This is a genomic window from Janthinobacterium sp. EB271-G4-3-2, assembly GCF_020858035.1.
GTDB lineage: Bacteria > Pseudomonadota > Gammaproteobacteria > Burkholderiales > Burkholderiaceae_D > Janthinobacterium > Janthinobacterium aestuarii.
The window spans coordinates 41948-62281 of the sequence record NZ_JACYMG010000010.1 but is presented as its reverse complement, the minus strand read 5'-3'; the positions used below and the strand labels follow the sequence as shown (position 1 = coordinate 62281).

Sequence of the window (20334 nt, the reverse complement as noted above, 5' to 3'; positions counted from 1 at the left end):
CAGTGCAATACCGTAGAACTACTGTATCGGTCTCTTTTCGATGGCAAAAAGCCGGTATTCCATGCTGCGGCGCACAGAAGCTCAGGCCTTGCTGCGCAGGGCCAGTGTAAACGTGCTGCCCGAGCCGTAGTCGCTGTTGAAGAACAGGGCGCCGCCGATGGCGTTGGCCAGGTTCTGGCACAGATACAGGCCCAGTCCCGCGCCTTCCACGTGGCGCGTGGAGGTGGAATCGAGCTGCGAGAAGGCCTGGAACAGCTTGGCCTGGTCTTCTTCCTTGATGCCGGCGCCGCTGTCGGCGATGCTCATTTCCGTCACCAGCACGCCGTCTTCGTCGCGCTGGGACAGGCTGATGCGCACCGTGCCCTGTTCCGTGAACTTGATGGCGTTATTGAGCAGGTTGATGAGGATTTGCGTCAGCGCGCGGCGGTCCGTGTCGATGATGGCGGGCGGCTGGCCCGGCTCGCCCAGTTCGAGTTCCAGCGCCAGGCCTTTTTGCTGGGCCAGGGGGCGCAGGGTGTCGGCCACATCGGCCATCAGTTCCTGGCAGTGCACGGGTTCGATCGACAGCGTCAGCTTGCCCGCTTCGATCTTGGCCACGTCGAGGATGTCGTTGATCAGCGAGAGCAAATGGCGCGCGCTGGCGCGGATGGTATTGAGTTGCTTGTCCTGGTCGGACGTCAGGGGGCCGGGCAGTTTCATCAGCAGCGCGCCGGTGAAGCCGATGATGGCGTTGAGCGGCGTGCGCAGTTCATGCGACATGTTGGCGATGAAGGCGGACTTCATGCGGCTCGCTTCGGCCAGCTCCAGGTTTTTCAGGGCGATTTCGCGGTTGATGGTTTCCAGTTCGGCCGCATGGTGCGCCAGGCGCATGTTCAGCTCGATCACCTGGCGTTCGCGCGCCTGCAGTTCGCCGTTGACCTGCACCGCCTGCTCATACGTGGAGATCAGCAGGTCGAGAATTTGCTGGCGTTCCGCATTGATGAAATGCTTCTGGTCGCCCAGGTACAGGGCGATGCCGATTTCCACGTTCTGGTTCTTGCGCAGCTTCTGGTTCATCAGCATGTGGCTGATGCGGTTGAGCAGGTAATCTTCCGCGTAGGGCTTGCGGATGAAATTGTCGGCGCCGCACTCGATGCCGCGGATGATGTCCTTCGGATCGTTGAGCGAGGTGACGAGGATCACGGGGATGTCGCGCAGGGTCGGATCGGACTTGATGGCGCGGCACAGGTCGTAGCCATTCATTTCAGGCATGACGATATCGGACAGCACCAGGTGCGGCTTGCGCTCGCGGATGGCGGCCAGGGCCAGCTGGCCATTCGCCGCCACGCGCGCGTTATAGTGCAGCGACTGGATCAGGCGGCGCAAGCGCTCCGCCTGGGTCGGGCTGTCCTCGACGATCAGGATCTCGATTTCGTCAGGCTTGATTTGGTTGTTGGAGTCCACAGACCTCTCCTAGGATTTCAGTGTGGTGATGCTGGGCGCCGTGAGCGCGCAATATCGACATCGTATGACTATATCGGATTTAGGTCTGCAAAAGTAACTTCCAAGTAACTATTTTGGCCACAGGAAATGCTGTGGCCGCTTGTCAGTTTTCGCCCTGGAACTGGCCTGCGCGATAGGTCAGCACGAGGGTATCGCGGTGTCCATGGTCGCCCAAGGGCTGGATCGGCGTCGATTCGTGGATCACGGCAGCGTCGTCGAGCAGCAGCAGCGACCACGGTTCGGTCAGGGTAAAGCGCTTGCCGTTGGGGCCATCCGCTTCGAAGATGCGCGTCTCGCCGCCCTTGACCTGTTCGCGCCCGATCAGCAGCACGGCGACGAAATCGACGCCGTCGCGGTGCGCCCCTTCCGGCGTGGGCCGGCCGATGCCGTCGGTCGTATCGATGCGGAACTGGTGCGCTTCGATGAACCACGGCTGGCTGCCCTTGACCTGGGAGCAGACGTCACCGAGCGCGCGGATCAGCTGCTGCCAGGCCGCTTGCGCGACGATAGCCGCTTCGACCGGTTCGAACAGGCGGTGCATGCCGCCGTGCAGGGCGTTGTATTCCACCGGCTGCCAGTGCGGACGGTGCGCCGTCTGCGCCAGGCGCCCGCCATCCTGCACGAAGCACGAGTGGCGCCGGCGCCGATAGCGGCCGCCATCCTTCAGGTAATTGTCCAGCGCCAGGGTATTCCAGCTTGGTTCCAGCGCGCGCAATGCGTCCAGCGGGCAGCCGGCCAGCGCGGCCACGTCCTGCGGGCGCAGGACGGCATAGCCGTCATCGCGCAAGGCTTCCTTGACGTGGGACGGGTCGGTAAAGATCGGTGCGGAAGTGCTCATGGCGGTGCGGCCGCAACGCGGCCTGTCTCAGTTTATCCAGCCTGGCATTCTACGACTTCGCGGCGTTTCCTGTGCAGTGCGATAAGAATTATTCTTGTTTACTTAAAAATTCTTTACCAGGGTCAGGCGCAGCGAGCGCGATTCCACCGGATGGAAGTGGATGTCGTCGACGGGCCGCGCTTCGCCGGGCAGGCGCGAGGCATAGTAGTAGTCGATGGCCGAGTCGCGCCGGTTGGCCAGGTTGTAGCCTTCGACTTCCACGCGCAAGGTCTTGTCGATCCGGTAGGCGATGCGCCCGTTCAAGCCCACGCTGGCCGACGAGCGCACGCTGTTGTCTTCCACCAGGGGGCGCGGACCGAAGTAGCGCAGGCGCAAGGAACCCGACCACGGCCCTGGCGGCGTCACCGTCATGGCCAGCTGGGCCACGCCTTCGATGGCGCCGGGGATGAAGTCGCCCGCCGGGTCGCTGCCGCGCGAGCGTGCGCGCGCATACGCGAGGTCCAGGTCCAGCGACAGCCAGCTGGCTGCCTTGTAGTAGCTGGAAAACTCGATGCCGTAGCGGCGGCTGGGGCGGCCCGCCTCGGTGGCGCCCGCGTCGCCGATGAACAGCAGCTCGGAATCGAAGTCCAGGCGGTACAGCGACAGCGACGTTTGCAGGCCGGCGATGGCGGCGCTGCGCAAGCCCAGTTCCAGTCCGCGCGAGCGCACCAGAGGCGTGACCTTGTCGGCCGCTTCGCCCGTCTTCGGGTCGACCGTGATCGTCGTGCCGCGCGCGTCGTTGCTGTGAAAACCATTGCCAATGTTGATATACGCTTCCGTATCGCGCCACGGTCCGGCGATCACGCTCAGGCTGGGGCTGAACAAATGGTCGCTGGCCTTGCCCGAATTGGCGGCGCGGTCGCTGCGCACGTCGAAGCGGTAGGCGTCCGCGCGCAGGCCGGCCACGGTGCGCAGCCAGCGCGACCAGCGCGTGCTGTTTTCGCCATACACGCCGATGCTCGATTCGACGATATGATCTTGCCGCGTGGTCGACACGGTCTGGCGCTGCCGCGTGTTGTACAGGCCATTGTGGATATTGTCGTTCTGTAGCTGCAGGCCGATGGTGGTGTCGCTGCTGCCCCTGTCCGTGTGGCGGTGCCAGGTGTGGCTGGCGTCGAGGCCGGCCGTCACGCGCCGGTCCGGCTGGGCGAACTGGTCGCCGTTATCGGGGTCGTCCATCGCATACGTAAAATTCGAGAACAGGGCCAGGCGGTTGGCGATCACATACGCGCTGACTTTGGCGGACATGTCGTCCGTCGTCTGGCGCCAGGCGCCCGACAGGCTGTAGCGCTGCGCCTTGCCGCCATCGCTGGCATCGATGGCGTCGAAACGCCCCAGGGTGCCGTCCTGCACGGCGCGCAGCGCAATCTGGTCGGTGGCGTTCCAGCTGGCGTCGTAGGCCATGGCCGTGACATTGAAGCCGTTGTTGGCATAGCCTTCGCTGTAGCGCAGCACGCCATTGAGCTTGCGGTAGCGGTCCGGCTGCGTGAACGGGCCGTCGTTGTGCTGCGCTTCGAGCGCGTACAGCAGGCTGCCGTCGCCCGCGTCAAACGTATCGGCCAGCAGGGCGCGGCGAAAGCCGTTTTGTCCGATGCCCACGCTGGCGAGGCCCTGCGTCAGGCGGTTCGCGTAGACGACGGACGCCGCGCCGGCCGAGGAGAAATCGCCTTGCGCCGCCGAATACGGCCCCTTTTTGTAATCGAGGCGCATGGCCAGTTCGGGGATCAGGAAGTTCAGGTCCGTCCAGCCCTGCCCGTGGCCATGGCTGCGCTGGTTGACGGGCATCTCGTCGACCGTGGTGCGCAGGTCCGTGCCATGATCGAGGTTGAAGCCGCGCAGGTAGAACTGGTTGGCCTTGCCCTCGCCGCTATGCTGGCTGACGATCAGTCCCGGCACGGCTTCGAGCAATTCGCCGGGCCGGTAGCTGGTGCGCGCATCGAGCTGCTGTTGCGTGACGCTGCCCGCGTTGGCCGAATCGGCCACGCCCAGCTGGTTCAGGCGCGAACCGTCGATCAGCACGCGCTGGAAGATGTCGTCGGCGTGGGCGGCGGTGGCTGAAAACAGGGCGGCGAGGAGCAGGGGAAGAGAGCGTGGCGTCATGGATGTAATAGGGGGGGCGGGCCTTGGCGGATCGGCAGTTCCGTGTTCTGGCGGTCGAAAATCAGCGTCTGGAGGGTGCCGCTGTCCTGCACGTTGAGGGTATTGCGCTGGCTGGGCAGGAAGTCGATCAGCAACTGGTTATGAATGCGCGTGGCGGGGGCCAGGCGCGTGCGTTCGATCTCCTGGAAGATGACCACATTGTCGGCATTGACCTTCATGCCGACCCAGTTCAGGCGCAAGCGCTTGCCGTCCGGCCCCACGAGGTAAAACTGTTTTTCGACATAGCGGCGCAGCGCCGCTTCGCTGTCTTCCTGGCCCAGGTCGAACTGGCGCTGGTACAGGTTCGTCAGCAGCGCTTCGACGTCGTGGCCCGTGTAGGTGTGCACCACTTCCGTGCTGCCGCTGGCCGCGTTGTAACTGATGTCGGCGATACCCATGTGGAAGTTGTGGGCGCCGGCCCCCATGCTGGCGCAGGCCAGCATGGCGCAAGCCAGCGCGCGCCAGCGCTTCATGCCTCGTCGCCCTTGGACGCGCCGCTGTTCTGGCCTTTCAATGGCGTATGAAAATCGCGCATCAGGTTATCCTTGGGCGACTTCTCGCTCTTGAACAGTTCCAGGCGCGATGGCGTGATCTTGCGCGGCCAGCTATTGTTGCTCGTGTCGATGTCGGCCGTTTCCCAGTACGGGTCTTGCACCAGGCCCACCATCGGTTCATCCGTGATGACGACCTTGGTGATTTTCTTCGGCGAGTAGCGCCACACTTCGGCCGGCACGCGCTCGACGTACTTCTTGCCGCTTTTCAGTTCGATCTCGAGGATCAGCGGCATGACCATGCCGCCCACGTTCGACAGGTCGACCAGGTACAGGTGCTTGCCCTGTTTCAGCAAGTCCTTTTCCCACGGTTCCAGGGCGGCCAGCGCTTCGGCGTAGGCGTTGCGGTCCTTGTTGGTCACGGTGAAATCGTCGTGCCGGTTATAGAAATCCTTGAGCTCCGGATGCGCATCGACGCGGCGCGGCATGCCCTTGTTGGCGCGGCTCGTGACCGATTCCGGCTGGGCCTCTTTCTGCGCCTTTTTCCACGCTTTTTCCGTGGCCGGATCTTTTGAACTCACGCCATATTCGCTGATGCCGTCGATGCTGATGTCGACCGGGTCGGTCGTATAAAACCAGCCGCGCCAGAACCAGTCGAGGTCCGTGCCGGAAGCGTCTTCCATGGTGCGGAAAAAGTCGGCGGGCGTGGGGCGCTTGAACTTCCAGCGCTGCGCATACTCCTTGAACGCGTAGTCGAACAGTTCGCGCCCGAGGATGGTTTCGCGCAGGATGTTCAGGCCCGCCGCCGGCTTGGCGTAGGCGTTGTTACCGAACTGCAGCAGGGATTCGGAATTGGTCATGATCGGCACCTGGTCGCGGCTACGCATGTAGTCGACGATCTCGCGCGGTTCGCCACGTGAGGCAGGATAGTTTTCTTCCCATGCTTGCTGCGCCAGGTATTGCACGAAGGTGTTGAGGCCTTCGTCCATCCACGTCCACTGGCGCTCGTCCGAGTTGATGATCATCGGATAGTAGTTGTGGCCCACCTCGTGGATGATCACGCCGATCAGGCCATACTTGGTGCGCTTCGAGTAGGTCAGCTCGCCCGTCTTCTTGTCTTTCACCGGACGGGGGCCGTTGAACGAGATCATCGGATACTCCATGCCACCCACGGGGCCGTTGACGGAAATGGCCGTCGGGTACGGGTAGTCGATGCTGTACTTGTTGTACTGCTCGATCGTGTGCACGATGGCTTGCGTGCTGTACTTTTCCCACAGCGGATTGCCCTCTTTCGGGTAGTAGGACATGGCCATCACATCGCTGCCGCCCTTCTTGTAGCCCTGCGCATCCCAGATGAACTTGCGGCTCGAGGCCCAGGCGAAGTCGCGCACGTTGGCCGCCTTGAAGTGCCACGTCTTTTGCGCGCGGCTCACGGATTTCTCGGCCGCTTCCGCTTCTTTTTGCGTGACGATGACGACGGGCTTGTCGCTGCCGCGCGCTTTTTCCAGGCGCTCGCGCTGCGCGGCAGACAGCACGTCCTGCGGGTTTTGCAGCTGGCCCGTGGAGGCGACGATATGGTCGGCGGGCACCGTCAGCTGCACGTCGTAGTCGCCGAATTCCAGCGTGAATTCGCCCGAGCCGAGGAACTGCTTGTGCTGCCAGCCGGCCGCGTCGTAATAGGCGGCCATGCGGGGGAACCACTGCGCCACTTCGAACAGGGCGTTCTTGTCGTCGAAGATTTCATAGCCGGCGCGCCCGCCCAGCACCTTCTGTTCGTTGATGCGGTAATCCCAGCCGATCTGGAAGGCAAAGTCCTGGCCCGGCTTCAAAGGCTGCGGCAGGTCGATGCGCATCATGGTGCGGTTGATAACGTATTTCAAAGGCTGGCCATCGGCGCCCGTCAAGCGGCGGATATGGAAGCCGCCCTGGAAGTCGCCGCGCGCGAGGATGCCGCGCAAGCCTTCGAATTTCATGGTGTCTTCGCCCGCCGTCTTGGCCCACGCCTGGCGCGACGGCGCCGTGGCCATGCGGCGCGCGTCGGAATCGGGCTGGTAGATATTCTGGTCCAGCTGCACCCACAGGTAGCCGAGTGTGTCGGGCGACTGGTTATGGTAGGTGATGGTGCTGCTGCCGGCGATCTCGCGCCTGGCTTCATCGAGCGTGGCGCGGATCGTGTAGTCGGCGCGCTGCTGCCAGTAGGCGTGGCCTGGCGCGCCGGAGGCGGTGCGGTAGGTATTTGGGGTGGGCAACACCTCTTCGAGCTGGCGGAACTTGTCGTCGAATGGCTCGGCGGCGAAGGCCGACACGGTAAAACACAGAGCCAGCGAGGCTACGGAGCCGAAAGGTATGCGCATGATCACCCTGATGTTGTTGTAAGGAAATAGTGGCAACTATTCTATACGCAGGGTGGGGCCATCCATGTATCGATTTGTAATAAAGAAAGGCGGATTTTACGCCAGCTTTTGCCTGCCGCTGTCAGGGGGATGCTTTGCCTGATTTTGCTCGGAAAAGCGGCGCTTTCACTCACTTTTCATCAGGCTGTCGCGCAACTGGTTCAGTTGTTGTTTCATGTCCACAACCTGCTCCACGCTGCAGTGGCTGGCCGCCAGGATGGCCTCGGGCAGCAGGGCCGCCTCGTGGCGCAGCTGGTCGCCCTGCTGCGTGAGGGAAATGATGACCTGGCGCTCGTCGCTGGCGGCGCGCGTGCGCGTGAGCAAGCCCGATTGCTCCATGCGCTTGAGCAAGGGCGTCAGGGTGGCCGAATCGAGGAACAGGCGCTCGCCCACTTCCGACACCGTCAAGCCGTCGCGCTCCCACAACACCATCATCACCAGGTATTGCGAATAGGTCAGGCCGAGCTTGCGCAGCAGCTTGCGGTACAGCTTGTTCATGGCAAGCGAAGTCGAGTACAGCGCAAAGCACAGCTGGCCGTCCAGGCGCGGCACCTGGTGCAAGGGGTTGGGGGCGGTAGTGGTATCCATGGGGACAGTATATATAGTGCGCTACTTAGTTGCAAGCGACCTCAGTGCCGTCAGCGCCTGGGCGTCGAGCGTGAGCGCGCCGGCCGTGACGTTTTCGCGCAGATGCGCCACCGACGAAGTGCCGGGAATGACCAGCATATTCGGCGCGCGCTGCAGCAGCCAGGCCAGCGCCACCTGCATCGGCGTGGCTTGCATGGCGGCCGCCACCTGGTTCAAGGTATCGGACTGCAGCGGCGAAAAGCCGCCCAGGGGGAAGAAGGGCACATAGGCGATGCCTTGCGCGGCCAGGGAGTCGATCAGCGCATCGTCGGCGCGGTGCGCCAGATTGTAGTGGTTCTGCACGCAGACGATGGGGCTGATGCGCTGTGCCTCGGCCACCTGGCCCGCATCGACATTGGACAGGCCGATATGGCGCACCAGGCCTTCGCGCTGCAGCTGCACCAAGGTGTCCAGCGGTTCGGCAAGCGACGAGCCGTCAGGTCCGGCCATGCCCGGCGCGCGCAGGTTGACCACGTCGAGCACGTCCAGGCCCAGGTTGCGCAGGTTGTCGTGCACGGCGTCGCGCAGCTGCTGCGGCGACGCGGCCGGCAGCCAGGATTGGTCGGCGCCGCGCATGAAGCCGATCTTGGTGACGATGGTCAAGCCGTCGCGGTAGGGATGCAGCGCTTCGCGGATGATCTGGTTGGTGACGTGCGGGCCGTAAAAGTCCGACGTGTCGATATGGTTGACGCCCAGTTCGATGGCCTCGCGCAGCACGGCGACGGCGGCGGCGCGGTCCTTCGGCGGCCCCCATACGTGCGGGCCGGCCAGTTGCATGGCGCCGTAGCCGAGGCGGTTGAATGCGATGTCGCAATGGGCGGGCGTGAATTGGTCGCGGGCGGGGAAATACGTGTGCATGGCAGCTCCTGTGTGATGGTTGAGGGCAAGAGCAGCCATCGTAAGGCCGATTGCGCTGTATGATAATCGGGTCAATCCGGCACAGGCTGTACTCGTTTACGCACAATGAAAGCTCTTCCCATGCATGCAGACAGCCCTTCCATGGCCGATTTGGCCGCCTTTGCCCTGGTGGCCCGGCACCACGGTTTTCGCCAGGCCGCGCGCGCCAGCGGGCAGTCCGCGTCCGCCCTGAGCGAGGCGCTGCGGCGGCTGGAGCAGCAGCTGGGCATTCGCCTGCTGGAACGCACGACGCGCAGCGTGACGCCGACGGCGGCCGGTGCGCTGCTGCTGACGCGCTTGCGCCCGGCACTCGATGAAGTGAGCAGCGCGCTCGACGTGCTGAACGACTTGCGCGACAGCCCGCGCGGCATCTTGCGCCTGAACGTGCCGGTCAACGCGGCGCGCTTCTTCCTGCAGCCCATGGTTGACCAGTTCCTGCGCGCCTATCCGCAGATCAGGGTCGAGCTGGTGGTCGATAATAATTTTGTCGATGTCGTCGCCAGCGGCTGCGACGCGGGCATCCGCTATGGCGAACGGCTGGAGCAGGACATGATCGCCATCCCGATTGGCCCGCGCACGCAGCGCTTCGCGGTGGCGGGCGCGCCATCCTACCTGGCGCAGCGCGGCGTGCCCGTGCATCCGCGCGACCTGCTGCGGCACGCCTGCCTGCTGGGGAAATTCCTTAGTGGCGCGGTTCCACCGTGGGAGTTCGAGCGGGACGGGCAAAAGGTCAGTGTGGAACCGGACGGCCCCGTGATCGTCACGCCGACGGCGGCCGACTTCGCGGTCAGCATGGCCATCGCCGGCCATGGTCTCGTCTATCTGTTTGAAGAGTGGCTGCAGCCATATATCGATGCGGGCCAGCTGCAGCCCGTGCTGGAAGACTGGGCGATGCCCTTTCCCGGCCCGTTTTTATACTATGCGGGCCGGCGTCATTTGCCGGCCCCGCTGCGCACCTTCATCGATTTCGTGCAGGCCAATTTTGCGCAGCTTCCTCAGTCCGCCGGATAACGCTGGCGTAAAAGCTGCAGCATCGCGACGTTCTGTTCCCACGCATCGCTCACGGGCTGCTGCGTCCAGGGCAAGGTTTGCGTGTAGGGCGCGGGGCCGAATTCCGGCGTGAACGTCATGCGTTCGGCGCCGGCCGCGCGGCGCAGGGCGACGATGGCGTCCCACCAGGCCAGGTGGGCGTCGAGCGCAGGTTTCGCTTCCGGTGCGCGGAAGTCGGCCACTTGCGGCCCCTGCGCATGGCCGACGCGCGCGTGCACGTGGCGCACCAGCGGCAGCACTTGCGCCAGCGTGTGCGGCTGGTCTTCCAGCAGCGATTCGCAGGCACAGCACCAGTGCGACAGGTCGGCCGTCAAGGGCAGGTGCGGATACTGCCGCAGATACGGCAGCAGCAGCATCGGGTGGCCGCTGAAACGGCTGCGGTGGATTTCATGCACGATGGGCACGCCGTGCCTGGCCGAGATGGCGGCGGCCAGGTCGAGCAGTTCTCCATTCTGTGCCTGCGTATAAAAATCCTTGCCCGTGTGGGTGTTGACCAGTACGGGGCGCGCCAGGCAGGCGTTTTCCAGCAGTTCGGCGAGAGCCGCGCGGTGCAGCTCGAAGTCGCTGTGGAACACGGTTTCCCACTGCGCGGCGATCAGCTGCAATCCCGCCTTGGCGATGCGGTCCGTCCATTCCTCGCGCAGGGCCGCGTCCAGCGGCAGCGACATCTCGATGCCGTCGAAACCGGCATCGAGTACCTTGTCGATGAAGACGTCGGGTGGCAGCGCGTTATTGCCCCAGTGGGCGGCGAAGACGTCGATGCGCATCAGACGAAGCCCCGCACGGGGAACGCCGCGTCGCGCTGTATCCAGTTATGGGCCGCGTATTGCGTCTGGCCGTCGGTGGCGTGCAAGGTGTAGGCGTGGCGCGACACGGGCGAGCGGTTCGGCGCGCTGTAGTGGGGCAGCAGGCCGTGGAAGCAGACGAGGGCGCCCGCCTTGACTTCCAGGGGCACGGCCGTGCTGTCGTCGGGCCACGGCATGGCATCGAGTTTTTCCACTCTGACCTGGTCGCCGTTGCGGATGAAGCGTTCGCGCAGGGGGCCGCGGTGGCCGCCCGGTTCCGCCCACAGGCAGCCGTTGTCCAGGGTGGCGTCTTCCAGCGCGAACCAGAAGGTCGTCACGCTGATGGGCGTGGTTTCGAAATACGTGGCGTCCTGGTGCCAGCGCACTTCGCCGCCGATGCCGGGCTGCTTGAAGATGTACATCGATTGCCACACCTGCGCATCCGCCAGGCCCAGGTCGCGCGCCACTTCGGCCAGTTTCGGGTCGGCCGAAAAGGCGCGGAAGACGGGGTCCAGGTCATGCATGGCGTGGCCGATCTTGTTGATCGACAGCGATTTCGCCTGCTTCAGCTGGCCGTCCGGACCGAACGCTTCTTCCTCGAAGAAGCAGCGGATGGTGTTGTCGGAGGCGAGGAAGTAATCGTTGGTGTTCTTCGCCTGGTCGCGCGTGGTGAAGATGGACTGGCTGACGCTGGGATCGAAGTCGTTGACAATCTGCTCGGCGCGCGCGCGCAGGGCGGCGATGTCGTCCGCACCCTTGAAACCGGGCAGGATGATGTAGCCGTCGCGTTGGTATTGTTCTTGTTGTTCGATCGTTAGCATGGCGGCGGCTCCGGAGGTCAATGGAAAGCGCCATTGTAGGATGGGGACAGTGCGCAAACAATCGCCCGGCGGTTGACAGATTGTCGCCAAAACACAGACAATCTTTGACATGGATCAATTAAAAGCGATGGAAATCTTTGTCGAGGTGGCGCGCCAGCGCAGCTTTACGGTGGCCGGGCAGCGCCTGGGCCTGACGCGGGCCATGGTCAGCAAGACCATCATGCAGCTGGAAGAGCGCCTGCATGCGCGCCTGCTGCACCGCTCCACGCGCGAAGTGAGTCTGACGGACGCGGGCCGCGCCTACCTGGCGCCGTGCATGGCCGCTGTCAGCCAGGCGCAGGAAGCGGCGCGCATGGTGGCGCACGTGGCGCAGGCCGGGGCGGGGGCGGAGCTGGCCGGGCCGCTGCGCATCCAGGCGCCGTCGAGTTTCGGCAGCGCGTGGCTGGCCGATGCCGTCGCCCGTTTCAGCCTGCTGCACCCGCAGGTGCGGGCCGAGCTGTTTGTCGACGATGCGCTGCTCGACCCGATACGCCACGGCTTTGACTTGACGATACGCGTGGGCGGCATCCCGGACAGCAGCGCGCTGGCCATGCGCCCGCTGGTGCCGTGCCGCGCCGTGCTGTGCGCCAGCCCCGCCTATCTGGCGCAATGGGGCGTGCCGCAGACGCCGCAGGATTTGCTGCAGCATCAGTGCCTGCATTTCAGCCACCTGACCGATGGCACGAACTGGCATTTCCAGCGTGGAGTAGGGGAAGAACGTGAAGACGTGCGCGTGCGCGTGCAGGCGGGTTTCACGGCGAATAACGGGCTGGTGCTGCACCAGGCGGCGCAGCGGGGACTCGGCATCGTCTACAGCACCACCTTCCTCGCCTGGCGCAATCTGCTCGATGGCAGCCTGGTGCCCGTGCTGACGGACTGGGAACTGCCCTTGAATTACCTGAGCGCCCTGTATCCGGCCAGCCGCCAGCCCTCGCCCAAGGTGCGCGCGCTGATCGATTTCCTCGTGGCCGAATACCAGCCCGTGCCGCCATGGGACCGCGAGCTGGCAGCGGCGGGGTTTTTCAGCTGAGGGTCAATTGAACGCGACCGGCTCCACCGTCCACGCGCCATCGGCGTACACGCGCTCGTCGTCGAGGTAGACGGCTTCGGTGACGGCGAAGATGTCGACGTGGTAGCGCGCATCCTTGCGCTTGAATTGCGGTTTTGTATACACGCCATGCTTGGCGCCCAGCGACAGATGGATGCCGCACATGCGTTCATACGTGCCGATGTCGTTGACCAGCTGTTCGCGTGAAAAGGCGCGGTTCATGCCGAAGCCCAGTTCGCGCACCCACACTTCGCCTTCGTGCGCGCGGATGATCTCGAGCATGGCGGTAAATTCCGGCGTGGCGTGCTCCGTGCCCGTGACTCTGCCCTTGTCGATGATCAGCGTGATCGGCGTGTCGGGGCGGTTGACCATGAAGTGCGTGTCGCCAAAGACGAAAATGCGCACGCGCCCGTTCACGGCTTCCAGGTCCTGCGCTTCCGTAAACACTTCGCCCAGCGGGAACTGGCCGCCGATATTGTTCATGCCGCTGTAGTCGCCGATATTGAGCTTCGCACCCTCGAATGGCGAGGCGAAGACCAGCTGCTCGCCGCCGCTGTCGACCATGCCGTGGCGGGCGCCGTCGATGCGCGCCTTCAGCGCATGGCCCACGCCCCGATAGTAGGCGGGGTCGTAGGCCAGCGAGGCGATGTAGTGCAGCCCCTGCACGCCGGGCATGCGCGACAGATGCACGTGCTCGATGACTTTCAGGCCCCGCTTGAACAACTCGATGCGGATGCGGAACGCTTCCAGGCGGAAGCTGGTCGACTGGATCAGCACGACGAGGCTGCCGGCCGGCAGGTCGGCAAACGCGGCCAGCACGGCCTCGGGCGTGACTTCGTCGAAATCAATGAAGGCCGCGTCCGGCAAGGCCTGGCGATACGCTTCCGTCAGCACGACGTTGAGCCAGCTGCGCTTGTCGCAGACGATCAGGGATGGTTCGTCCGGGCGGTGGCAGATGGCCATGGCCAGCAGGTCGGCCACGTTTTGCGCGGCCACTTCGGTGGCGGCGGCGCTGATGGCGTCGAGCCGGCTGGTGTCATTCTCGGGAAGCGTCATGGTGCGAAAGTGGGGACGTGAAGTAAACACGGCATTATAAGGCGATTGCCGCGGACGCCGCCATTCCCCATCCGGCGGAGGACAGGCGGCTGCCGCGCCCCTGATTATCTTGTGTAGTGCTTTCCGGCAATGTATTATTTGAAAAATGGTATGAAACGGTATGACAGGGTATGGCAGCGGCCCGGCGCAGCGGCAAACGCACGCATGCGCACGGCGGCACGTTTTCAGTGATGCAGGGACAACAAGCCAACAGGCGATGACGAAGAGTGTGATGTAATGAGCATAATCGGACAAGATATTCCCATGGAGCGGCCGGATACGGATGGGCGCGCCGCCGTCTTCGTTCCCGTCACGGGCGTCAAGGAAGATGTCCTGTTGACCATACGCAAGGGTGCGGCCATCGTCGGTTTTGCCAACCACGACCGCACCATCACCGTGTATTTTGAAAGCAACCGTTTTGACGACCCCGTGCTGGCCAAGTGGGAGCACAAGGCGCGCAAGGCCTACGACCGCCTGGTCGACAATGCGCCCACCGTGTCGAAACTGACTACCAGCCCCGCCAATTTCGAGCAGATCGGCTACATCAATGGCAAGGGCATCACGATTCGCCGCATGGAAAGCCTGCAGCGCTGGCTTGCGTATTCGGATGCGATGGATACTTGCCCGGCGACGGATATCATTCCGCGCACGGTCATTGCCAAGGCTGAAAGCGTTAAAGTTTAAGAACGGCTGATACAAGGCCGGGGAGATGTTGCCTGCCCCGCTTTTACCTCACTGTACTGACGTACTGTCTTCGGGGCCGCGCCTAGCCCTGAGCATTTTCTCAGTCGCTCCTGGTGTGCATACGGGAGCCAACAATATTGTCGGATTACGCGGGGCTTTGCCCCGCTAATCCGACCTACGCGACCTACGCCTGACCTCGCTTATCACTACACCACGACGATATTCGCCTGCGCCTTGAGCGGGCAGGGCAGGGTGTCGTCGAAGGTGATTTCGATGGCGCTGGCGACGAACATGCCGCCGATGTGCTGGGCGGCGATTTCGGGCGGCGTGCCGGGCTTGGTCAGGTTGACGTCCTGGGCGAAGACGAAGACTCTCCAGGTGCCGTAGACCTTTTGATCATATTGCAGCAGGGTGCGGTAAGCGCGCTTCAAGTCCAGGCTGCCTGCGTAAACGCCATCGTTGGCGCCCGGGTCGAAGCCCAGGCCGTCGTCGGTCAGCGATTCGACGAAATACAGGCCTTGCGGCGCCTGGAACAGCACGAAGGCATACAGTTCCGTGCCGCGGAACACATTGCCATTGTCGCGCTTGAAGCTGGCGCGTATCCACAACGGTTCGTAGGCCTGCACGACGGCGGGCGTATCCGTTTCCACAGGCCCCGCCACGTGGATGTTGACTTGCGTTTCGGTGACGGCATGCTGGTAGGTGGCGCCCGTGGTGAAACGCTGATATTCCCAGCTGATGTCGGCCGTGTAGGGCAGGCCAGCGTTCGGCGCTTCCGGCAACACCCATTTCGCCACCACGCGCTCGGCCAGGGTCAGCTCGCCGGCGGCCGGTGGTGTTGCTTCCTGGCCACGCCAGAACGGATCCGCGATATCGGAGCAGGCGACGGCGATGGCGCCCGAGGCGATGGCCGAGGCCACGCCCGCCACCGTGAATTCGGGCTGGCCCGAGCCGGCCCCTTCGAGCGAGCAGCAATCGACGCTGGGATCGGTTTCCTCGAACGTGCCGCCCACGCTGAAGCTGGCCTTGCCTGAACCGAGCGCGGCGGCAATGATGGCCACCAATGCGGCGATGATGGCAATGATGATGGCGAGCACTTTCCACCACGGGTCGGAAAACGGCAAGTCTCCGTGCGTGCCCGCATAAGCGGGGTTCGGCGTCCAGACGAGGGTCATGCCGGTCGGCACGATGGGCCCCAGGCCGGGCGGGCAGCGGCACTCCTTCCCATCCGTGCCTGTGCTGCCCCAGCGCTTGCCCGGCAGGTGGCCTTGCGGTTTGGACAGTTCCAGCGTGCCTTCCTCGACCGTGCACGTGTAGGTGTTGGTGGCGCTGTCGAAGCGCGTCTGCGACACGAAGATTTGCTGGATCGAGCGGTGCGGCGTGTGGCCGTCCGCCTTGGCGACGAAGCTGACCAGGCGCTTGCCGGGCGTCGCATGCTGGAAGTCGGCATCCCACATGACCAGCATGGCCGCGCCGGCGGGAATGCTGGCAAAGAAAAAGGTGCGCGCCACGGGCACGATGCCGGGATCGCCCACGCTTTCCAGGTACACCGTGACATTCGTCAGGGCGCTGCCGGACATATTGGTGACGTGGGCGGCGATGCGCAAGCCATAGATGGCATTGTCGAAGATGCCATCTGGCAGCATGATATTGGTGACGGGCTCGATCGCGAACGGCCGCGTCAGCACCTGCAGGGGGGTATCGCTCATGATGCTTGCTCCTCGGGGCTGTGCTGTTCTTGCGCGGGCTCTTGAGCTTGCTCGTTCTCGAGATCGGTGACGACATACGTAACGCCGCCCATGACCTTGCCGTCGCGCGTTTCCAGCACGCGCAGCAGCGCATACTGGCGTGGCGGCAAGGCTTCGGCGCGCACGCTCAGGTACACGGCCTGCGCCTGGCCGCGCGGCACTTCCAGCACCAGCTTTTGCTCACCGGGCGCATCGCCATTGCAATGGGGCGTGCGCACCAGGCCCGCTACCAGGCGTGCGTCTCTGGCCGGCTGCCATCGTTCCAGCCCCAGGGTGGCCAGCAGGCGCTCGGGCAGTTCGCCGCCATATTCAATCTGCAGTTCCACTTCTTTCGTCGCGCGGGGCAGGGCCGCCACCGCGATGCTCAGCAATTGCGCGCGCCTTGCCGCCAGCACCACGGTGACATTGCGCTGGGCGATCTGCTCGTGCTGCTTGGGCTGGAAGGGAAAGCCGTTGGGCAGGGGATCTGGCAGCGGATTGACGTCGCCAGGGCCATGGGCCACGGCCAGCAGGCATTCGTGGCCGCCATTGACGATGACGGGGATCCACGGCACCAGGCACAGCACTTCCTGCGTGGCGCCGGGCGGCAAGTCGGCAAAGGCGGAGCCGACCTGCGTGGCGGCGCCGACGGCGATCTGGCCGGAAGGATCGGCCCAGTAAAAATCCACGCGCACGCCGTTCGAGGCGCTGTTGCCCGTGTTGTGCACGCGGCCCCACAGGTAATTGCTGGTGCCGGCGATGGGCGCGCCCGGCGGGCCATTCGGATCAGTGCCCGGCACGACCCAGATATCGGCGCTGTCCCACCAGGGCTGGCCGTCTTCGATGATCAGGTGGGCTGGCATGGCGTTCTCCTTGTCCTTGGCCGGTGCTTCCAGCTTAGGCCGCGGCGGAGGATGCTTTTTGATCGGTATCAAGGCCGTGGAACACGGTGCGGGTGCGCCGTTGTGATGCTTGCGTAAGGTAATATTGCGGCAGAACGCAGTGGAATGACTCCAGGAAAAGGTTGGAATGTGCTTGAAACAGTGAATGACGTTTGCATCAACGCCGCTTGCGGCCAAACCTTGCCGCTGCGCGTGGCGCACTGCCCGTTTTGCGGCGCGCGCCAGGTGGCGCAAGCGCCTGTTCTGGAGAAAGCGGTGGCGCCGCCGGTGCCCGTCGCTCCGCCCACTCCCATGCCGCAGCCCGCGCCGCAGCCTGCTCCCGCTCCCGCTCCCCAGCCCGTCGCGCCAGCGCCTGCCGCGCCGGCCAAGGCGCCGCCCGCCAAGCCTGCCAGCAAGGGTTCGGTGCCGCCGCCGCGCCCGCCCGTGCGCTTGCGCACGTGGATCGCGGCGGCGGTGGTGCTGACCGGTATCTGGTTTTACAACAAGCCCGCCGACAAGCCGGCCAGCGTGGCGGAACAGGTCGAGGCCGCCACTGCGCTGGCGGCGCAGTGCGACCTCGATGGGGCGCGCAGCGCGCTGGCCGTGCTGAAAAGCGCCAAGGCCCCCGCCGCCCACATCAAGCGCCTGCAGGCGAGCATCACCAAGTCCGCCGCCGCGTGCGACAAACAACAGCAGCGGGCGCAGGCGTGGACGGCGCTGCAGGACAGCGTCAATCAGGCGCTCGATGCGGGTAAGCCGGAGCTGGCCGCCACGCGCCTGGCCATCTACGTGAAGCGCTGGGGCGACGATCCCGACACCCTGGAACTCGACGCCAAGGTGAAAGTGGCGCAAGCGAGCGCCCAGCTCGACCTGGCCGACGCCTGCCTGGCCAAGGGCGACCGCGTCTGCCTGGAAAACAGCCTGATCGCCGCCGAACGCTACAAGCGGCCGGAACTGGCGGCGCGCACGCAGGCGCTGCGCACGGCGCTGTCGCAATTGCTCGAACGCTCGCTGCTCGATGCGCCCCCCGGCCAGTAACCCCTGCAGGCAACACCCCCGCCGCGGTCAAACCGGGCGGGCGAATTTTACTCAGCCTTACTCTTGCGGTACCAGCGCCAGCGCGGCGCTGAAGTCGCCCATGGGCTTGCCGCCATTGGCCACCAGCGCCTTGTCGCGGGTGCTCAAGCCGTCAAGCACGGGCAGGGCGAAGCGGTGCGTGATGGCGCGCAGGATGGAGGCCGAATCGTATTGCGTATGGTCGACCAAGCCCTTTTTCACGTACGGCGAGACGAGGATGGCCGGCACGCGCGTGCCCGGACCCCAGCGGTCGCCCTTCGGCGGCGCGGCGTGGTCATAAAAGCCGCCGTTTTCATCGTAGGTGACGATGACCAGCATGTTTTTCCATTGCGGACTTTTCTTCAGCTGGGCGATGACGCTGGCGATGTGCGCGTCGCCGTCGGCCACGCTGGCGTAGCCCGGATGCTGGTTCAAATTGCCCTGCGGCTTGTAGAAGGTCACGGGCGGCAGCTTGCCGGCGCCCGCGTCGCTGAGGAACTGGCTGTCGAAGTCGCGCAGGTGGGCGGCGCGGTAGGCGGGCGCCTTTACGGGGTCCATGTTGGCAAAGTAATTGAACGGCTGGTGGTGGAACTGGAAGTTCGGCGGATTCGGGAAGCTGCCGGCGCGCGCGCTGGCCGTGGCCAGGGCCGTCGTATCCTTCCAGGCGCCCGCATACCAGGCCCAGTCGATGTTCTTGCTGGAGAGCAGGTCGCCGATATTCGTCTGCGTTTGCGGCGGCAGCGTATTGGCCTTGCCCGTGTCCGCAAACAGCTTGCTGCTGTCGCCCGAGGCGGGCGCGTTGCTGCTCGGCTGGAACGGCGGCTGCATGGTATTGACGGCGTAGAACATGCCCGTGCTGTCGGCCGGCGTCAGCGCGCCGTCGTTGGCATAGGCGGGCGCGCCGTTCAAGACCGTGCTTGGCGCCGTGGCGGATGGCGTCAGGCGCACGAAGTTGCCGTTGGCGTCGACGTCGATCTTGGCGATCGACCCCTTGGCCACCGAGGTGTCCGCGTTCGGATACGTGGGCGCGCACGCGCAGATCAGATACTGGTGCGTGAGGAAGGAGCCGCCGAAGGCGCCGATGAACAGGTTGTCGGCCAGCGCATATTGCTTGGCGATGTCCCACAGCTGCATCTTGCTGCCGTCGTAATAGCCCATCGACAGGCCGCCCGCGTCGGAATACGCGGCGAACTTGTCGTTGGCGCCGCCGTTGATCTGCATCTGGTTGTTGTAGAAGCGGTGCACCAGGTCGCGCGTGATCACCGATTGCGGCAGGTACAGGGGGCTGCCGGCGTCGTCGATCTGGAACGGCTTGTTCGGCAGGTTGGCCGATTGCGCCTGCGTGATGACGGTGCTCTGGCCGGCCGCCGTCATGCCGCCCCAGGTGGGTGGCAGCACGGGCAGGGTGCTGCCGTCGACGTCTTTCTGCGGCACGTAGGCGGAAGTCGACGTGGGATTGACGCCCGGCACGCCGTTCGCGCCCGGGAACAGGCCATACAGATTGTCGAAGCCGCGGTTTTCCGCGTAGATGACGACGATGGTCTGAATATTGTTCAGCGCCAAGCTGCTATTCAGGGCGGCCAGCGCATCGGCGGGCGCCGCCTGCGCGCTGGCGCTGGCGATCAAGGCCGTCACGCTGGCGTTTTCCGCCTTCAGTTTCGCCAGCTCGTCGCCGCTGGCCTTGTTGAAGTCCGACGCCAGGCCCGCTTCGGACACGCCGATGCGCGCGGCCAGCTTGCCGCTGGCGGACGCAAAGTCGCCGCCGTTGCCATCCATGACTTGCGCCAGTTCCGTCGACAGGGCGCTGACGAAGGCGCTGTGGCCGGCGGGGGCGCGCAGCAGCAGTTTTTGCGTCACCTTGGTGCCTGTGTCGCCGATGACTTCATGGCGGATCGCGTCCGTGCCGACGGTCACCAGCACGGCGCCCTGGCCGTCCAAGGTGTAGCTGCCGTCGGCGGCCGTGCGCACGGGGCTTGAGGCGCTGTCGCACGTGAGTTTGGCGCTGGCGCTTTCCAGGCACACCTGGGCGTTTTCATAGTAGCTGCCGATCACCTGGCCCGTGGTGTTGGGCGTGATCGCATAGTTGCTGCCGCAGGCGGCCAGACCCAGCGACAGCAGGATAGGCAGGGGGCGTAAGACGGGGCGGGAGTGCGGTTTCATTTTTCATGCCTTCTGGGTGGAAAACGTCGCATGCTAGGCAGGCAATATGTCAGCTGCGTGACATGTCAGCGCCTGTTACATG

The 20334-nt window shown here is 64.6% G+C and carries 17 protein-coding genes; 4 read left to right on the top strand and 13 right to left on the bottom strand.

From position 1 onward, the window contains the following. Positions 1-81 precede the first annotated feature (81 nt). From IGS55_RS20090 to IGS55_RS20060, 7 genes are all read right to left on the bottom strand, one after another. Positions 82-1443, bottom strand: coding sequence for a hybrid sensor histidine kinase/response regulator (locus IGS55_RS20090; RefSeq protein WP_230519108.1), 1362 nt, complete (start codon positions 1441-1443; stop codon positions 82-84). A 142-nt stretch (positions 1444-1585) separates the two neighbouring features. Further along, the gene (locus IGS55_RS20085; RefSeq protein WP_230519109.1) at positions 1586-2320 is read right to left on the bottom strand and encodes a 2OG-Fe dioxygenase family protein; all 735 of its coding nucleotides are present in this window, start codon (positions 2318-2320) and stop codon (positions 1586-1588) included. A 102-nt stretch (positions 2321-2422) separates the two neighbouring features. Then, positions 2423-4459 (bottom strand): TonB-dependent receptor, encoded by a 2037-nt coding sequence (locus IGS55_RS20080; RefSeq protein WP_230519110.1) that lies wholly within the window; start codon positions 4457-4459, stop codon positions 2423-2425. Further along, positions 4456-4971, bottom strand: coding sequence for a DUF6702 family protein (locus tag IGS55_RS20075; protein ID WP_230519111.1), 516 nt, complete (start codon positions 4969-4971; stop codon positions 4456-4458). Before IGS55_RS20075 ends, IGS55_RS20080 begins: the two co-directional genes overlap by 4 nt. After that, a complete protein-coding gene (locus tag IGS55_RS20070; protein ID WP_230519112.1) occupies positions 4968-7343 on the bottom strand; it encodes a M1 family metallopeptidase in 2376 nt (791 codons plus the stop codon). The genes IGS55_RS20075 and IGS55_RS20070 overlap by 4 nt, the downstream gene beginning before the upstream one ends. Before the next feature lie 165 nt (positions 7344-7508). Beyond that, the gene (locus tag IGS55_RS20065; protein WP_101482558.1) at positions 7509-7970 is read right to left on the bottom strand and encodes a MarR family winged helix-turn-helix transcriptional regulator; all 462 of its coding nucleotides are present in this window, start codon (positions 7968-7970) and stop codon (positions 7509-7511) included. Between the two features lie 21 nt (positions 7971-7991). Then, positions 7992-8867 carry an aldo/keto reductase family oxidoreductase gene (locus IGS55_RS20060; protein ID WP_230519113.1) on the bottom strand — a complete coding sequence of 292 codons (876 nt, stop codon included), beginning with the start codon at positions 8865-8867 and terminating at the stop codon, positions 7992-7994. Positions 8868-8987: 120 nt separating this feature from the next. Here IGS55_RS20060 and IGS55_RS20055 point away from each other — a divergent pair, with 120 nt between their 5' ends. Beyond that, complete coding sequence (locus IGS55_RS20055) at positions 8988-9917, top strand: LysR family transcriptional regulator (protein ID WP_230519114.1); 930 nt, start codon at positions 8988-8990, stop codon at positions 9915-9917. Here the strand turns inward: IGS55_RS20055 and IGS55_RS20050 are convergent. After that, positions 9902-10723, bottom strand: a complete 822-nt coding sequence (locus IGS55_RS20050) for a sugar phosphate isomerase/epimerase family protein (RefSeq protein WP_230519115.1) — start codon at positions 10721-10723, stop codon at positions 9902-9904. The two genes, IGS55_RS20055 and IGS55_RS20050, sit on opposite strands and share 16 nt — an antisense overlap. Beyond that, positions 10723-11562 carry a phytanoyl-CoA dioxygenase family protein gene (locus tag IGS55_RS20045; RefSeq protein ID WP_230519116.1) on the bottom strand — a complete coding sequence of 280 codons (840 nt, stop codon included), beginning with the start codon at positions 11560-11562 and terminating at the stop codon, positions 10723-10725. The genes IGS55_RS20050 and IGS55_RS20045 overlap by 1 nt, the downstream gene beginning before the upstream one ends. A gap of 109 nt (positions 11563-11671) precedes the next feature. Here IGS55_RS20045 and IGS55_RS20040 point away from each other — a divergent pair, with 109 nt between their 5' ends. After that, complete coding sequence (locus IGS55_RS20040; RefSeq protein WP_230519117.1) at positions 11672-12631, top strand: LysR family transcriptional regulator; 960 nt, start codon at positions 11672-11674, stop codon at positions 12629-12631. Positions 12632-12634: 3 nt separating this feature from the next. Here the strand turns inward: IGS55_RS20040 and IGS55_RS20035 are convergent, their stop codons facing one another. Continuing rightward, the gene (locus IGS55_RS20035; protein WP_230519118.1) at positions 12635-13705 is read right to left on the bottom strand and encodes a hypothetical protein; all 1071 of its coding nucleotides are present in this window, start codon (positions 13703-13705) and stop codon (positions 12635-12637) included. Positions 13706-14008: 303 nt separating this feature from the next. Here IGS55_RS20035 and IGS55_RS20030 point away from each other — a divergent pair, with 303 nt between their 5' ends. Then, a complete protein-coding gene (locus tag IGS55_RS20030; RefSeq protein ID WP_080698430.1) occupies positions 14009-14428 on the top strand; it encodes a hypothetical protein in 420 nt (139 codons plus the stop codon). Positions 14429-14634: 206 nt separating this feature from the next. On the opposite strand, the gene IGS55_RS20025 is transcribed toward IGS55_RS20030, so the two are convergent. Further along, the gene (locus tag IGS55_RS20025) at positions 14635-16137 is read right to left on the bottom strand and encodes a hypothetical protein (RefSeq protein WP_139091093.1); all 1503 of its coding nucleotides are present in this window, start codon (positions 16135-16137) and stop codon (positions 14635-14637) included. After that, positions 16134-17018 carry a hypothetical protein gene (locus IGS55_RS20020; RefSeq protein WP_230519119.1) on the bottom strand — a complete coding sequence of 295 codons (885 nt, stop codon included), beginning with the start codon at positions 17016-17018 and terminating at the stop codon, positions 16134-16136. The genes IGS55_RS20025 and IGS55_RS20020 overlap by 4 nt, the downstream gene beginning before the upstream one ends. A gap of 180 nt (positions 17019-17198) precedes the next feature. On the opposite strand from IGS55_RS20020, the gene IGS55_RS20015 reads away from it, so the two are divergent. Beyond that, complete coding sequence (locus IGS55_RS20015; RefSeq protein WP_230537267.1) at positions 17199-18074, top strand: hypothetical protein; 876 nt, start codon at positions 17199-17201, stop codon at positions 18072-18074. Positions 18075-18131: 57 nt separating this feature from the next. On the opposite strand, the gene acpA is transcribed toward IGS55_RS20015, so the two are convergent. Next, on the bottom strand, positions 18132-20252 hold the full coding sequence (acpA, locus tag IGS55_RS20010) for an acid phosphatase (protein WP_230519121.1): 2121 nt from the start codon (positions 20250-20252) through the stop codon (positions 18132-18134). Positions 20253-20334: the final 82 nt, after the last annotated feature.

Excerpts from the sequence above, each read along its gene's own strand:
- IGS55_RS20085 (WP_230519109.1), bottom strand. The coding sequence starts at position 2,320 with ATGAGCACTTCCGCACCGATCTTTACCGACCCGTCCCACGTCAAGGAA.
- IGS55_RS20080 (WP_230519110.1), bottom strand. The coding sequence starts at position 4,459 with ATGACGCCACGCTCTCTTCCCCTGCTCCTCGCCGCCCTGTTTTCAGCC.
- IGS55_RS20075 (WP_230519111.1), bottom strand. The coding sequence starts at position 4,971 with ATGAAGCGCTGGCGCGCGCTGGCTTGCGCCATGCTGGCCTGCGCCAGC.
- IGS55_RS20070 (WP_230519112.1), bottom strand. The coding sequence starts at position 7,343 with ATGCGCATACCTTTCGGCTCCGTAGCCTCGCTGGCTCTGTGTTTTACC.
- IGS55_RS20065 (WP_101482558.1), bottom strand. The coding sequence starts at position 7,970 with ATGGATACCACTACCGCCCCCAACCCCTTGCACCAGGTGCCGCGCCTG.
- IGS55_RS20060 (WP_230519113.1), bottom strand. The coding sequence starts at position 8,867 with ATGCACACGTATTTCCCCGCCCGCGACCAATTCACGCCCGCCCATTGC.
- IGS55_RS20055 (WP_230519114.1), top strand. The coding sequence starts at position 8,988 with ATGCATGCAGACAGCCCTTCCATGGCCGATTTGGCCGCCTTTGCCCTG.
- IGS55_RS20050 (WP_230519115.1), bottom strand. The coding sequence starts at position 10,723 with ATGCGCATCGACGTCTTCGCCGCCCACTGGGGCAATAACGCGCTGCCA.
- IGS55_RS20045 (WP_230519116.1), bottom strand. The coding sequence starts at position 11,562 with ATGCTAACGATCGAACAACAAGAACAATACCAACGCGACGGCTACATC.
- IGS55_RS20040 (WP_230519117.1), top strand. The coding sequence starts at position 11,672 with ATGGATCAATTAAAAGCGATGGAAATCTTTGTCGAGGTGGCGCGCCAG.
- IGS55_RS20035 (WP_230519118.1), bottom strand. The coding sequence starts at position 13,705 with ATGACGCTTCCCGAGAATGACACCAGCCGGCTCGACGCCATCAGCGCC.
- IGS55_RS20030 (WP_080698430.1), top strand. The coding sequence starts at position 14,009 with ATGGAGCGGCCGGATACGGATGGGCGCGCCGCCGTCTTCGTTCCCGTC.
- IGS55_RS20025 (WP_139091093.1), bottom strand. The coding sequence starts at position 16,137 with ATGAGCGATACCCCCCTGCAGGTGCTGACGCGGCCGTTCGCGATCGAG.
- IGS55_RS20020 (WP_230519119.1), bottom strand. The coding sequence starts at position 17,018 with ATGCCAGCCCACCTGATCATCGAAGACGGCCAGCCCTGGTGGGACAGC.
- acpA (WP_230519121.1), bottom strand. The coding sequence starts at position 20,252 with ATGAAACCGCACTCCCGCCCCGTCTTACGCCCCCTGCCTATCCTGCTG.